At 75.7% G+C, this 13,064-nt stretch carries 13 protein-coding genes; 5 read left to right on the top strand and 8 right to left on the bottom strand.

Features of this window, described 5'->3' with window-relative positions; translation table 11 throughout:
• Positions 1–34: 34 nt before the first annotated feature.
• Positions 35–1,396: an MFS transporter gene (locus ACQP1P_RS30170; RefSeq protein WP_433075855.1), complete on the top strand. Its 1,362-nt coding sequence runs from the start codon at positions 35–37 to the stop codon at positions 1,394–1,396.
• Between the two features lie 158 nt (positions 1,397–1,554).
• Here the strand turns inward: ACQP1P_RS30170 and ACQP1P_RS30165 are convergent, their stop codons facing one another.
• The 3 genes from ACQP1P_RS30165 to ACQP1P_RS30155 are packed head-to-tail and all read right to left on the bottom strand — an operon-like array spanning position 1,555 to position 3,003.
• Positions 1,555–1,743, bottom strand: a complete 189-nt coding sequence (locus tag ACQP1P_RS30165; protein WP_433075853.1) for an antitoxin — start codon at positions 1,741–1,743, stop codon at positions 1,555–1,557.
• On the bottom strand, positions 1,740–2,321 hold the full coding sequence (locus tag ACQP1P_RS30160) for a pyridoxamine 5'-phosphate oxidase family protein (RefSeq protein ID WP_433075851.1): 582 nt from the start codon (positions 2,319–2,321) through the stop codon (positions 1,740–1,742). The genes ACQP1P_RS30165 and ACQP1P_RS30160 overlap by 4 nt, the downstream gene beginning before the upstream one ends.
• 58 nt (positions 2,322–2,379) lie before the next feature.
• Entirely contained in the window at positions 2,380–3,003 is a 624-nt protein-coding gene (locus tag ACQP1P_RS30155; RefSeq protein WP_433075849.1) for a TetR/AcrR family transcriptional regulator, read from the bottom strand.
• Between the two features lie 76 nt (positions 3,004–3,079).
• Between ACQP1P_RS30155 and ACQP1P_RS30150 the strand changes: the two genes are divergently transcribed.
• Entirely contained in the window at positions 3,080–4,204 is a 1,125-nt protein-coding gene (locus tag ACQP1P_RS30150) for an FAD-dependent oxidoreductase (RefSeq protein ID WP_433075847.1), read from the top strand.
• Positions 4,205–4,291: 87 nt separating this feature from the next.
• Here the strand turns inward: ACQP1P_RS30150 and ACQP1P_RS30145 are convergent, their stop codons facing one another.
• From ACQP1P_RS30145 to ACQP1P_RS30125, 5 genes are all read right to left on the bottom strand, one after another.
• On the bottom strand, positions 4,292–5,494 hold the full coding sequence (locus tag ACQP1P_RS30145; RefSeq protein ID WP_433075846.1) for an FAD-dependent monooxygenase: 1,203 nt from the start codon (positions 5,492–5,494) through the stop codon (positions 4,292–4,294).
• A 55-nt stretch (positions 5,495–5,549) separates the two neighbouring features.
• Positions 5,550–6,995 (bottom strand): MATE family efflux transporter, encoded by a 1,446-nt coding sequence (locus ACQP1P_RS30140; protein ID WP_433075844.1) that lies wholly within the window; start codon positions 6,993–6,995, stop codon positions 5,550–5,552.
• A 75-nt stretch (positions 6,996–7,070) separates the two neighbouring features.
• A complete protein-coding gene (locus ACQP1P_RS30135; protein WP_433075842.1) occupies positions 7,071–7,511 on the bottom strand; it encodes a MarR family winged helix-turn-helix transcriptional regulator in 441 nt (146 codons plus the stop codon).
• A 73-nt stretch (positions 7,512–7,584) separates the two neighbouring features.
• On the bottom strand, positions 7,585–9,411 hold the full coding sequence (locus ACQP1P_RS30130; protein WP_433075840.1) for a hypothetical protein: 1,827 nt from the start codon (positions 9,409–9,411) through the stop codon (positions 7,585–7,587).
• 217 nt (positions 9,412–9,628) lie between these two features.
• Positions 9,629–10,543 (bottom strand): aminoglycoside phosphotransferase family protein, encoded by a 915-nt coding sequence (locus ACQP1P_RS30125; RefSeq protein WP_433075838.1) that lies wholly within the window; start codon positions 10,541–10,543, stop codon positions 9,629–9,631.
• Between the two features lie 116 nt (positions 10,544–10,659).
• Here ACQP1P_RS30125 and ACQP1P_RS30120 point away from each other — a divergent pair, with 116 nt between their 5' ends.
• From ACQP1P_RS30120 to ACQP1P_RS30110, 3 genes are all read left to right on the top strand, one after another.
• Entirely contained in the window at positions 10,660–11,328 is a 669-nt protein-coding gene (locus ACQP1P_RS30120) for a DUF1775 domain-containing protein (RefSeq protein WP_433075836.1), read from the top strand.
• A gap of 109 nt (positions 11,329–11,437) precedes the next feature.
• The gene (locus ACQP1P_RS30115; protein WP_433075834.1) at positions 11,438–12,331 is read left to right on the top strand and encodes an ABC transporter ATP-binding protein; all 894 of its coding nucleotides are present in this window, start codon (positions 11,438–11,440) and stop codon (positions 12,329–12,331) included.
• On the top strand, positions 12,328–13,050 hold the full coding sequence (locus ACQP1P_RS30110; RefSeq protein WP_433075832.1) for an ABC transporter permease: 723 nt from the start codon (positions 12,328–12,330) through the stop codon (positions 13,048–13,050). The genes ACQP1P_RS30115 and ACQP1P_RS30110 overlap by 4 nt, the downstream gene beginning before the upstream one ends.
• Positions 13,051–13,064: the final 14 nt, after the last annotated feature.

Below are 13,064 nucleotides of genomic sequence, written 5' to 3'. Positions count from 1 at the left end.
TCCGCCGGGCGCGCGAGTCCCTAGCGTCGGCGGCATGACCACGACCGTGACCGCACCGGCGATCGGCCACCGGCCGCCCGCGGTGCTCCCCGCCCTGCTCACCGTGACGTTCCTGACCGCGCTGGACTTCTTCATCGTCAACGTGGCGATGCCGGCGATCCAGCACGACCTGCGGGCCGGTCCCGCCGCCCTGCAGTGGGTGGTGGCCGGGTTCGGGCTGGCCCTCGCGGCCGGGCTGATCACCGGCGGCCGGCTCGGCGACCTCTTCGGCCGGCGCCGGATGCTGGCCGTGGGCCTGGTCGTGTTCACCGCCGCGTCGGTGCTGTGCGGGCTGGCGCCGGTGGCCGGGGCGCTGGTCGCCGGGCGGGTGCTGCAGGGCGCGGGCGCGGCGCTGCTCATGCCGCAGACCCTGGCGATCCTGCGCACCGCGGTCCCGGCGCCGGCCCAGCCGCGGGCCTTCGCCCGCTACGCCCTCACCCTCGGCCTGGGGGCCGTGTTCGGCCAGGTCGTCGGGGGCCTGCTCATCCGGGCGGACCTGTTCGGCCTGGGCTGGCGGGCGTGCTTCCTGATCAACCTGCCGGTCGGGCTCGTCGCGCTGGGGCTGCTGCGCCCGGTGCCGGAGTCGCGCGGCCGCGGCACCCGGCTCGACCTGGCCGGGGCCGCGCTGGTGACGGCGGCGCTGGTGGCGCTGGTCCTGCCGCTCATCCAGGGGCCGCCGCGCGGCTGGCCGGCGTGGACGTGGGCGAGCCTGGCCCTCGCGGCCGTGCTGTTCGCGGTGTTCCTGCGCTCGCAGCGCTCCCGGGTGCAGCCCCTCGTCGACCCGCGGCTGCTGCGCGGCCGCTCCTTCGGCGCCGGGCTCGTCGCGGTGCAGGCGTTCTGGATGGGGCAGGCCTCGTTCTTCCTGGTGCTGGCCCTGTACCTGCAGTCGGGGCGCGGCCTGTCGGCGCTGGCGTCCGGCACGGTGTTCATGGCGGTCGGCGCCGGATACCTGCTCACGTCCCTCAACGCGCACCGGGTCGCGGCGCGGCTGGGCCGGGCGGCGGTGGCGGTGGGCGCGCTGGTGATGGCGGCCGGGCTGGGCGCGATGGCGCTCGCGGCCGGGGCCGGGCTCGGGTGGCTGCTGCCGGGGCTGGCGCTGGAGGGGCTCGGGATGGGGCTCGCCCTCGCGCCGCTGACGACGCTCGCGCTGTCGGCCGTGCCGGCGGAACACACCGGCTCGGCGGCGGGCGTGCTCAGCACCGTCAACCAGACCGGCAACGCGGTCGGGGTGGCGCTGATCGGGATCGTGTTCTACCGCGCCGCCACGATCACCGACGGCTTCCGCGCGAGCATGGTCGCGCTGGTGGTTCTCGAGCTGGCGCTGGCGGCGCTGGTGCGGCTGCTGCCCCGCCGCTGAGCCGGACGCCCCGCCGGGTCTCGGCGCTCGGGCCTCGGGCCTCCGCTGTCAATGCTCGGGCCTCGGCGCTCGGGTCTCGGCGCTCGGGCCTGGCGCTCGGCCCGGCTGTCGGTGCTCGGGCCTCGGCGCGCTGCCGAGGCCCTCGCGGCGGGGGAAGGTCAGTGCTGCTCGGTGGTGTTGCCCTGGCCCGTGTGCTCCTGGGCGAAGTCGACGCCCTTGTCGATGTGGTCGCTGTACCTGTTGCCGGTCTTGTCGTCGACGACGTCACCGATCTTGTCCAGCGCCTGGTCGACCTTCTCGTCGTGCTGGTCGGCGAGGTCCTTGACCTTGTCGAAGAAGCTGCTCATCGCCCCACCGTACCCAACATCGCGGCCGCCGCGCCGAAGAAGTCCCCGCCCTTGCGCCGCACGTCGTCGCTGCCCCACGCGCGCTCCTCGGCGCCGACCTTGCGCAGCCGGGGGATGTGCTTGGCGCAGTGGATGTACGCCTCCTCGACGAACACGTTCACCCAGCGCTCGGGCCGCCGCCCCGGGACCTGGTCGACGGGCAGCTGCGGGTGGTCCCGGCGCATCTCGCCGTCGGGGACCACGCTCGCGTGCCCGTTGACGTGCAGGCCGATCACGTCCTGGAAGAAGTCCACGAAGAGCAGCCCGACGTTCGGGTTCTCGACGAGGTTGCCGACGCTGGCCATGACGCCGTTGCCGCGGTACTCCGGCCACGCCAGCCGCCCCGGCGCGAGCACGCTCACGAAGCCGGCGGGCCCGGCTCGCAACGTGCAGTCGCACTGCCCGAGCGCGTCGGCGGTGGAGACGAACATCATCTCCTGCCGCCCGACGAACTCCACCATCCGTTCGTTGAGCGCGGGCAGCACCTGCTGGCGGTAGAAGCGTTCGGCCCGCTCCACCGTGCCCGCCCGCTCCTGCATCAGCCGTTCGCCGGCTGAGCCGGCCCTGAGTCCGTGGTCGCCTCCCATCAGCGCAGGGTTACACGCCGGGGGCCCCTCCCGGTCGCACATCGTGTCCGACCCAGGGACGCAGCGCGACGGCGGTGGCCTGCTCGACCGCCTCCTGGACGCTCTTCGGGTCCCGCGCCCGGTCGCGCAGCAGGACCTGCAGCGCGCCGGTGACGGCCCCGACGAAGGCGCCGACGAGGGCCGCGGAGGTGACCGCGTCCAGCTCGTCGGGGAACGCCTCGGCGAGCCGGCGCGCGATCTCCTGCTGCACGTCGGACTGGGTCTGCAGGGCCCGGCCGCGCACCGAGGGGACCTCGGCGATGAACCGCAGCCGCAGGGCCGCCAGGCGCCCGGAGAGGTCGTCGCTGTCCTCGCCGACGATCGACAGGGCGCGCAGCAGCACCTGCGCGGGCGTGTCGTGCGGCCCGCGCGCGGCGATCGCGTCGATCGCGGCCCGCAGCCGGCCGTCGGTCTCGGGGAAGAGCAGGTCCTCCTTGGTCGCGAAGTACCCGAAGAAGGTGCGCGTGCCGACCTCGGCCGCGGCCGCGATGTCGGCGATGGTCGTCTGCTCGTAACCGTGGCGCTCGAACAGGTCCGCGGCGGCGGTCACCAGCGCCTGCCGGGTCCGGGCCCGCTTCAGCTCCCGCAACGACATGCGGACGATCATATCGCACCGAATGTTAGTTGGCACTCATTGCAAACTTGCACTGAGTGCGGATATTGTCGTTCGCATGACGCCTTCGGTTCTCGTCTCCGGCGCCGGCGTGGCCGGCACCACCGCCGCCTACTGGCTCGCCCGGCACGGCCTGCGGGTCACTGTCGTCGAGCGGTCGAGCGGCCTGCGCTCCAGCGGCAACCCCGTCGACGTGCGCGGCCCGGCCCTGCCCGTCGCCCGCGAGATGGGCGTGCTGGCGGCCCTGCGCGAGCGCGCCACCCACGCCGACGGCATGCGCGTCGTCGACGCCGCCGGGCGCACCATCGCCCGCCTGCCCATGCAGACCGAGGACGGCGCCGTGGAGATCCCGCGCGCCGACCTGGCCGCGACCCTCTACGAGGCGGCGCGCGACCACGCGGACTTCCGCTTCGACGACGCGATCGCGGCCCTGGAGCCCGGCGCCACGGGCGTGGACGTGACCTTCGACCGCGGCGCCCCCGAACGCTTCGACCTGGTGATCGGCGCCGACGGCCTGCACTCGGCGGTGCGGCGGCTGGCCTTCGGCCCCGACCCGGAGCTGGTCCGCCACCTCGGCGTGTGGGTCGCGACCCTGCCCCTGGGCGAGCCCGCCGACGACCCGAGGCACGTGCTGCTCTACAACGAGCCGGGCCGCGTCGTGTCGATCCACCCGTCCCGGGGCGAGGCCCTGGTCGCCTGCATCTTCCGCGGCCCGGCCCGCCCCGGCCTCGACCACCGCGACACCGCCGAGCACCGCCGGATCGTGGCTGAGGCCTACGCGGGCGCCGGCTGGCGTGTGCCGGAGCTGCTCGCGAAGCTTCCGGGCGCCGACGTGTACTTCGACAGCGTCAGCCGTGTGCACCTGCCGGCCTGGACGCGGGGGCGCATCACGCTGACCGGGGACGCCGCGTCCTGCGTCTCCCTCTTCGGCGACGGCTCGAGCCTGGCCATGGCCGGCGCCCACACGCTCGCCGCGGCGCTCGCCGGCGCCGGCGACGACCTCGCTTCCGGCCTGCGCCGCTACGAGGCCGAGCACCGGGCGCGCACGGACGCGAAGATCCGCGGCGCGGGGCGGGCGGCGGCGCTGGTGGTCCCGAAGACCCGGCTCGGCCTGGCCGCGCGCAACGCCGGCGCGCGGGTCCTGTCGTTCGTCCAGGACCGCCGCACCCCCGCCGCGGCGTGACCCGGGCGGCCCGGACCCGGGATGGCGATGTCCAGTGCCGTGCCTCGAACGTATGCCACCAGGTCCCTGAGCCGCTACGGGTCCTGGTCAGCCCTCGATGAGCGTCGCGATCCGGCGGGCGGTGGCGCGGTCGTGCAGCAGCTCGCCGAGCACCTCGCGCAGCGCCTCGCCGGTCTCGTCGCCCGCCTCGAGCGCGACCTGCAGGCGCGTCAGCGCGAGCGTCCGCCGCGCGGCCGCGTGCCGCTGCGACGCGTAGGCGTCGAGCGCGGCCTGCGGCGCCGCCCCGCGCAGCACCGTGGCGAGGGCCCGGCCCAGCGCGACGGCGTCGAGCAGGCCGGCGTTGATGGCCGAGCCGCCGGCGCTGAAGATGTGCGCGGCGTCGCCGGCGAGCAGGACGCGGCCCTCGCGGTAGCGCTGCGCGTGCCGGCTGTTCGCCACAACGCTCCGCGCGGCGAAGGCCGTCGTGTACGGCAGCTCGGCCCCCAGCACGCGGCGGAGGCTCGCCCGCAGCTCCTCGTCGCCGAGCTCGTCCGTCGGGTCGCTGTCGCCGCGCGGCTCGTGCGTGCTGACGATGTACAGGTCGTGCGGGGCGGAGCGGTCGAGCGCGTCGGCGGGGGCGATGGTGATCGAGCCGTGCTCGGTCCGGTTGGGCCGGAAGGGCGCGAGCCGGCCGACGCCGCGCAGCTCGAGGTGGTCGCCGGCCCGGGTCACCGCGCCCGCGGGGATGGTGACGCGGGCCAGCCGGGAGATGTCGGGGCTCGTGACGCCGGGGAAGCCGATGCCGAGGCGCTTGCGCACGAGGCTGCGTGCGCCGTCGCAGCCCACGAGGTACCGCGCGCGCAGCTCGGCGGGCGAGCCGTCGGCGGCGGCCCGGACGGTCACGCCGTCGCCGTCCTGCTCGAAGCCGGTGACCTCGTGCCCGCGCCGGAGCGTGGCGCCGAGGCGCACGGCCCGCTCCTCCAGCAGGCCCTCCAGCCGGTGCTGCGGCACCGGGAGCACGTGGAGCGGGCCGCGCAGCAGGCCGAGCCGGAGGGTGAACGGGCCGAAGCGGAACCGCGGTGGCCGCACCACCCGCAGCCCGGTGCCCCGCAGGAGCCCGCGCCGGCGCAGCTCCAGCACGGCCCGGCCGACGACGCCGTTGCCCTTCGGGATCCGGACCGGCTCGGCATTGCGGTCGAGCACGACCGCGTGGACACCCGCGGCGGCGAGGTCTCCGGCGAGCATCAGGCCCGTCGGCCCGGCGCCGACGACGACCACGTCGGGGACGGATGTGTCAGGCTGAGGCGACATGGTTGTCAACCTAACTTGACGCCCCGGCTCGCGTCAACCTATGTTGACGGGGGCGTCAGGCCTCGGCCTGCTCCAGGGCCGCCTCGGCCCGCTGCGGGCTGCCCTGCGCCAGGCCCCGGTCGATCCCGCGGCGCGACGCCAGCCAGAGCACCCCGCCGGTCAGGAAGACGATGATCTCGGTGACGGTGAGGGCCCAGATGATGCCCGGCAGCCCGAACCACAGGTCGCCCAGCAGCACGATCGGGATGAACAGCACGCCCTGGGCGCTCGACATGACGATCGCGGGGAGCGCGCGGCCGGTCGCCTGGAACAGCGAGGTGATGAGGCCGCGGAAGCCGTTGACGATCATCGCGACGAGCTGGGCCAGGAGGATCGTGACGCCGATGCGCAGCACCGAGCGGTCGGCCACGAAGGCGGTGAAGAGCTGCTCGCGGCAGGCGAACGCGGCGGCGGAGAAGACCAGCGCCACGACGCCGACGGTGATCGCGGCGCCGCGCAGGGCGGCGTTGAGGCGGTCGCGGTCGCCCTTGCCGTAGGCGTAGGCCAGCAGCGGCAGCACGCCGATCGTGACCCCCATGACGAGGAACTCCGGCACCTGGGCGATGCGCACCGCGACGCCCATGGCCGCGAGCGGGCCGTCGCCGTAGGCGACCGCGAGGCGGTTGAGCACCAGGCTCGTGACGATGAGGAAGGCGGACTGCAGCAGCTCGCCGACGCCGACGCCGAAGACGGGCTTGAGGACCGCCGGGGAGAGGGTGAACCAGCGCGGGGCGAGGCTCACGTGCTCGCTGTGGCGGTGCAGCCAGACCGCGAAGTAGGCGACGGTGACGAGGTTCGCGAGTCCGGTCGCGAGCGCCGCGCCGGCGACGCCCCAGTGCAGCACGAGGATGAACAGCACGTCGAAGACGAGGTTGCCGGCGGTCGAGACGATGAGGCCGGCCATGGCCGTGCGGGCGGCGCCCTCGGCCCGCACGAGCTGCTCGAGGCAGAACGCGACGGCGAGGACGGGCACGAAGGCGAGCAGGACGGCGACGAAGTCCCGGGTCGCCGCGGCCGCCGCCGCGTCGGCGCCGAGCAGCGCGACGAGCGGGTGCAGCAGGAGCAGCCCGAGGCCGCCGAGGACGGCGCCGGCGATCGCGGAGCCCCACACGGCGAACGACGAGACGCGCCGGATCCCGGCGGCCTGCGCGGGGTCGTGCTCGGCCGCGCCGAGCAGCCGCGACATCAGCGCGCCGCCGCCGACACCGAACACGCCGCCGACCGCCATGACCAGGCCGAGCAGCGGGGAGCCGAGGGTGACCGCGGCGAGCAGGGCGGTGTCGTGCAGGGAGCCGATGAACCCGGCGTTGATGACGTTGTAGACGGCGCTGACGATCATCGCGGCGGCCATCGGCACGCAGAGGTGGGCGAGGGCGCGGGCGATGGGGGCGGCGGAGAGGTACCAGCGGTTGGTCCCTGCGGCGTCGGCCGCCACGGGAGTGTCGGGGGTGGTGGTGGTCATGACGGCTCCGTTCCAGGGCAGGCGTGATCGCGCGGCGACCCCGGTGGGCCGGCGCGTGATGGGAGGACGGGGGGCCTAGTCGCGCGAGGGCCGCGGCAGGACCGAGGTGATCTTGGTCAGGAGGGCGTGCAGGGCGTCGCGCTCGGCCTGGTCCAGCGGGGCGAGGATGGTCTCCTCGGTGGCCGCCATCGCGGCGTCGAAGCCGGCGATGAGCTCGGCGCCGGCCGGCGTGGCGTAGACGCGCTTGCTGCGCTCGTCGCCGCCCTCGGTCCGGCGCTCGACGAGCCCGCGGCGCTGCAGCCCCTGCAGCAGGCTCGACACGCTCGCCGCGCTCGTGCGCGTCATCTGCTGCAGGTCGCGCTGGATCGCCCCGGGGTTCTGCACGAGGTACCCGAGGGCGAAGGCCTGGGAGAAGCTGAGCTCGCGCTCGCGGATCCACTCCTCGCCGGCCTTCTGCTGCGCCCAGCCGATCCAGCGCAGCAGGTCGAGCGTGGTGGTGAGCCTCGGTGCGTCCATGGTGAGAACTCTAAAAGTTAGAGTTCTAACTGTCAACGCTCTAACTGTGGGCCGCGTGTGGCGCCGGACACGGTCAGTTCTGGCGTTCGCGCTGCTCGGCGCGGTGCGGGACCTGCTCCGGCACCGCGGGCGGGGCCGTGTCGGCCAGCAGCGCCCGGCGGGCGGCGAGGGCACCGAGCAGGTGCGCGATCTCCACCTCCGGCACCCCGGCCCGGATGCAGGCCCGGCGCAGCGGGTCGTGCAGCGTATACACCCCCGGCAGCAGCGGCGCCAGCCGGCGTCCGGCCAGGTTCAGCACGCCGGCCAGGACGTGCTCGCGGCGCACCGGGGCCGGGGCCTCGCCCGCGCCCGGCAGCATCGTGTGCCAGCGGCGCAGACGCCGGCCCAGGAGCAGGCCCGCCGCCGCGAGACCGGCCACGATCGCGGCCGTCGCGGTCAGGGGGCCAGCGTGCTCCCCGGCGAGGCGGCCGGCGGTGAGCACCACCAGGGCCGTGACGACCGCGCCGGCCGCGGCGCCGGGCAGGGCGGCCAGCACGATCGGGGCGGCCGTGGCCGGCGGGCGGATCCGCGCCAGGGTCATGAGCAGCGGCGCGGTGTGCGGCGGCCAGGACCACGGGCGGGTCAGCACGTCGTCGAGGAGGCGGCCGTACGCGGTGCCGCTCGTCATCCGGAACGCGAGCCACCGCCCGGCCTGGGTGCTGCCGTCGTGGTCGCGCCCGGCGAGCAGCGCGGTGGCCACGCCCCGGTCGAGCTGGGCCCGGTGGACCAGCGCCGTCGGCCACGACGGGTGGTGCTCGCAGCGGCCGAGGATCGTGTGCAGGACGGGCGGCTCGTCCGCGGCCCGGGCCACCGCGTCGAAGTCGAGCGGGTCGCCGGAGTCCTCGGCCACCGCGACGGCCGCCGCCGGGTCGCGGCGGGCCAGCAGGGTGAGCGCGGCCGAGCCCGGGCCGCCGGTCGCGGCCAGCCGGCGCAGCACGTCGCTCACCGGCGGGGCCTCGTGGCCGGGCTCGTCGCACTGGCCGCCCGCGTCCAGCAGCGGCAGGAGGGTGAGCAGGCGCGACAGCCAGCGGGGGTCGCGCGCGGCGGGCGGGGCGCCGGCCAGGGACTCGATCTCGATCCGGGCCGCGCGGCGCACGCCGTCGTCGTCGCACGCGCCCGCCGACAGGGCCGCGCGGAACAGCAGCCGGCGGTCGGCCAGCGCCGACAGGTCGTCGATGATCCGCCAGCGCAGCGTCTCCGGGGCCGCCTTCGCGGCGGCGACGGCCTCGCTCATCAGGGCCGCGGGCCAGGGGCGCTGGCTGCGCAGGCGGTCGGCCAGGGTGTCCCAGCCGCCCCGTCCGGCGGAGGCGGGCTCGGCGGCGACGGGCAGTACGACCGCCGGGGTGTGGAAACCGGGGACCGGCTCGGCGTGGGAGAGGGTGACCACCGTCGAGGCCGGCGCCTCGCGCGTCAGCGGCCCGATCAGCCCCGCGACCGCGGCCCGGACCGCCCCGCCCGCGTCGTCGAGACCGTCGAGCAGGACCAGGTAGCCGTGCTCGGTCGCCTCGGCGGCGGTGATCGCGGCCAGCACGACGTCGGCCGTCACCGGCCCGTCGGCGGCGACCTTCGCGAGGTCGACGTAGACGGGGCGCTGGGCGGCGGCCGGGTCGGCGGCGGCCCGGCGCCAGGCCGCGCGCAGCAGCCACGGCAGGGGCCGCGGACCCGCCGGACCGGGGGCGGTGAGCAGCCACAGGCGCTCGCCGCGGCGGTCGAGCAGGGCGGCCGGATCGACCCGCTCGCCGCCGGGGCCGAGCAGTGCGGGCGCCTCGGCGCGATCGCCGGGGCCGGCTTCCAGGTGATGAGCGGCGTGCCGGCGCAGGGTGCGCTGCGCCGGGTGCCGCGGCATCCGGTTCGCGGGCATCGACGTCGAGGCTCCGAACGAGTGGGGAATGCTGACCCCGCCATCGTGCGCTCGACGATCACTGCGGGTAGCGGGAAACCGCGCGCATCCATCGAACGGGGTAGCCCTCCCGCCCGGCCTCGCACACGGTGTGCGACCGGGCGGGCACTGCCGGGTACGCCGAACGAGGACGGCCCCGGCCTGCGGCGGACCGGTTGTGCGTATCGAACGGGCTGCATCAGGTGAATTCCGCGGCGATGCGGTTCGCGGCGGCCAGCATGTCCCTCGCGACCGGCTGCAGGCCGATCTCCGTCAGCAGCAGGCCGGTCGAGACGCGCTCGGCGTTGCCCCACTCCCAGATCGCGACCTCGTCCCGGCCGGTGCGGCGGGCCAGCCGGCGCGCCCGGGCACGGGGGTCGGCGGCGGTGAGCAGGTCCTCCGGGTCCTCCCGCATGAGGATGCCGAGGTCGTACTCCGCGTCGGCCAGCAGCCCGTCCGGGTCGACGAGCCGGAAGCCGCCGCCGGGCGCCCGCAGCGCGTTCCACTGATGCACGTCGCCGTGCACGAGCACCGCCCGCTCGTCGTCGTGGGCCGCGCCGCGCCGCTCGCAGCAGGCCAGGGCGTGCGCGACCGTCCGCTCCGGGCACGGCCGGCCAGTGCGCTCCCAGGCGGCGGTGATGCACGCGGCCAGCCAGCCCGCCTTCCACCGCCCGGTGGGCAGGTCCGCGCCGGGCGCCGGGCGCCACACCCGCGCGGCGGCCTCGGTCAGGATGTCGAGGCGCCGCGGCAGCGGTACCGCCAGATCGGACAACGCCGGACCGAGCCGCTCGATCAGCAGCGCCCCGCGGCCCTCGTCGCCGCGCAGCAGCCGGGCGCACCCGTCGCCGCCGGCCAGCCGCAGCACCGTGGCCTCGTGCCGCGCGTGGTCCCCGGGCCGCGGCACGAGCAGCTTGAGCACGGCGGCGGTGCCGTCCGCCAGGTCGGCCGCGACCACGAGCGCCTCGGTCCCGCCCTGGTACACCGGCCCGAGCCGCAGCCCCCACTCCCGCTCCAGCGCGGCGAGCAGCCCCGGCAGCCCCGCGAGCCAGTCCCGCGCCCCGGCCGCGACCGCCTTGCGCCGCACGACCTCGGGGACATCGACGGCCCGGCTCATGCCGGCACGATAGAGCACCGGGCTTCGCGGGAACTTTCGCGGGCCGGGCGGCGACTACCCGGGCCACCGTCGTCTGGGAGGATCGTCGCGTGCTGATACGTCGAGTTCTGGGATCCGTGTCCGTCGTGCTGGCCGCGAGCGTGGCCGTGCTCGCGCTCACCGCCGCGCCGGCCTCCGCCCACGTGGAGGTCAAGGCCGACAAGGCGCAGGCCGGCGCGGCGGACGTGACCGTCACGTTCACCGCCGAGGCCGAAAGCTCCAAGGCCGGCATCGCCTCCGTCAAGGTCGCGCTCCCGGCCGGGATCGCGCCCGCCGACGTCACCTGGGTCTCCGGCCCGTCCGGCTGGGGGCTGACCGCGGACGCCGACGGGTACACCGTCACCGGACCGGCGCTGGCGGTCAAGAAGGACGCCGGCTACGCGGTGAAGATCGCCAAGCTCCCCGCCGACGCCACCGAGCTGGCGTTCAAGACCCTCGTCACCTACACCGACGGCAAGGTCGACCGCTGGATCGACGCGGCCGGCACCGACAACCCGGCGCCGGTGCTCAAGCTCGCCGCGGCGGCCCCGGGCACCGCGGCCACCTCGGCCGCCCCGTCGTCCGCGGCCCCCTCGGCGGCCCCGGCCGTCACCACGGACACCGCCCCGGCCACCACCCCGGGCGACGCCGCCAACGACGAGGCCGACAGCTCCGCGACGCCGTGGGTCGTGCTGGCCGTCGTCGTCGTGGTGGGCCTCGTCGCGGTGCTGTTCTTCCGGTGGCGGCGGCGCGGCGACTCGGCGTGACGGACACCGGCCCGGCGTGACGGACGCCGGCCCGGCATGACAGATGTCATGGGGTTGCGGGTGACGCGATGCAGCCGCACCGGGATCGATCCGCCGCCATGCTGAGGGCATGACGAACGAAGCAGTCCAGCTGGCCGGCCTGACCAAACGGTTCGGGCCGGTCACCGCCGTCGACGGCCTGGATCTGACGATCCGCCGCGGCGAGGTCGTCGCGCTGCTCGGCCCGAACGGGGCCGGCAAATCGACCACCATCGACATGCTGCTCGGGCTGCTGCGCCCGGACGCCGGCGAGGTCCGCCTCTACGGCGAGTCCCCGGCCCGGGCCATCGCCCGCGGCGCCGTCGGCGCGCTCATGCAGACCGGCGGCCTGCTGCCGGACCTGACCGCCGAGGAGACCGTACGCCTCGCCGCCGCCCTGCAGCGCAACCCCCGCGACGTCGGCGAGGTCATCGCGCGGGCCGGCGTCGCCGACTTCGCCCGCCAGCGCGTCGGCGGGCTCTCCGGCGGCCAGCAGCAGCGCATCCGCTTCGCGATGGCCCTGGTCTGCAACCCCGACCTGCTGGTGCTCGACGAGCCGACGACCGGCATGGACGTCGAGACCCGCCGCGCCTTCTGGGCCTCGATGCGCGAGGAGACCGCGCAGGGCCGCACGGTGCTCTTCGCCACCCACTACCTCGAGGAGGCCGACGACTACGCCGACCGGATCGTGCTGCTGCGCTCCGGGCGCATCGTCGCCGACGGCACCTCGGCCCAGATCAAGGCGGCCGTGTCCGGGCGCACCATCCGCGCCACGATCCCCGGCGCCGACCTCGCGGGCCTGGCCGGGCTGCCCGGCGTCGAGCGGGTCGAGACCCGCGGCGAGCAGGTCCTGCTGCACTGCGACGACTCCGACGCGGCCCTGCGCGCGCTGCTCGGCGCCACCACCGCCCACGACATCGAGGTCACCAGCCGCAACCTCGAAGACGCCTTCATCGCCCTGACCGTCGCCGGGAGCGCATCGTGAACCTCACCTACCTCCGCCTCGAAGCGATCCGCCTGTTCCGCAACAAGCGCGTCGTGATCTTCTCCACCCTGATGCCGGCCCTGCTCGTGCTCATCATCGGCGGCGTGTCCGTCGGCGGCGATCCCGACGCCAAGCAGTACGTCATGGTCAGCATGGCGTTGTTCGGCGCCATGACCGCGGCCATCTCCAGCGGCGGCACCATCGCCGTGGAGCGCGGCCTCGGCTGGAACCGCACCCTGCGGCTGACCCCGCTGTCGCCCGGCGCCTACGTGCTCAACAAGGTGCTGCTGGCGCTGCTCGTCGCCGTCCCGCCCGTCGTCGTGACGTTCGCGATCGGCGCCGCCGGCCTGCACGTGCGGCTCACCGCGGCCGAGTGGGTGCTGTGCTTCGCGGGCGCCTGGCTCTCGTCGCTGCCGTTCGCGGCGCTGGGGGTCGTCATCGGGTACCTCGCCAAGCCCGACAGCGTCCAGCAGGTCTCCGCGCTCATCAACCTGACCCTCGCCGCCTTCGGTGGCCTGTGGGTGCCGGTGAGCCTGATGCCGGACTTCCTGCGGTACATCGCGAAGCTCACCCCGTCGTACTGGACCGGCCAGGTCGCCCGCAGCCCGCTCGACGGCGGCCACGTCGACACCCAGGCCGTCGTCGTGCTCCTCGGCTGGACCCTGGTGCTGGCGGTCATCGCCCTGCGCCGGTTCCGCGTGGACACCGCCCGCGCCTAGGCTTCGCTACCGTG

Source organism: Dactylosporangium sp. CA-052675, assembly GCF_050947935.1.
In the GTDB taxonomy this organism is placed as follows: Bacteria; Actinomycetota; Actinomycetes; order Mycobacteriales; family Micromonosporaceae; genus Dactylosporangium.
The sequence above is the reverse complement of the archived record's forward strand: the minus strand, read 5'-3'. Positions and strand labels throughout refer to the sequence as shown.

Excerpts from the sequence above, each read along its gene's own strand:
- ACQP1P_RS30135 (WP_433075842.1), bottom strand. The coding sequence starts at position 7,511 with ATGGACGCACCGAGGCTCACCACCACGCTCGACCTGCTGCGCTGGATC.
- ACQP1P_RS30115 (WP_433075834.1), top strand. The coding sequence starts at position 11,438 with ATGACGAACGAAGCAGTCCAGCTGGCCGGCCTGACCAAACGGTTCGGG.
- ACQP1P_RS30155 (WP_433075849.1), bottom strand. The coding sequence starts at position 3,003 with ATGTCGTTGCGGGAGCTGAAGCGGGCCCGGACCCGGCAGGCGCTGGTG.
- ACQP1P_RS30140 (WP_433075844.1), bottom strand. The coding sequence starts at position 6,995 with ATGACCACCACCACCCCCGACACTCCCGTGGCGGCCGACGCCGCAGGG.
- ACQP1P_RS30125 (WP_433075838.1), bottom strand. The coding sequence starts at position 10,543 with ATGAGCCGGGCCGTCGATGTCCCCGAGGTCGTGCGGCGCAAGGCGGTC.
- ACQP1P_RS30130 (WP_433075840.1), bottom strand. The coding sequence starts at position 9,411 with ATGCCCGCGAACCGGATGCCGCGGCACCCGGCGCAGCGCACCCTGCGC.
- ACQP1P_RS30145 (WP_433075846.1), bottom strand. The coding sequence starts at position 5,494 with ATGTCGCCTCAGCCTGACACATCCGTCCCCGACGTGGTCGTCGTCGGC.
- ACQP1P_RS30160 (WP_433075851.1), bottom strand. The coding sequence starts at position 2,321 with ATGCAGGAGCGGGCGGGCACGGTGGAGCGGGCCGAACGCTTCTACCGC.
- ACQP1P_RS30150 (WP_433075847.1), top strand. The coding sequence starts at position 3,080 with ATGACGCCTTCGGTTCTCGTCTCCGGCGCCGGCGTGGCCGGCACCACC.
- ACQP1P_RS30170 (WP_433075855.1), top strand. The coding sequence starts at position 35 with ATGACCACGACCGTGACCGCACCGGCGATCGGCCACCGGCCGCCCGCG.
- ACQP1P_RS30165 (WP_433075853.1), bottom strand. The coding sequence starts at position 1,743 with ATGAGCAGCTTCTTCGACAAGGTCAAGGACCTCGCCGACCAGCACGAC.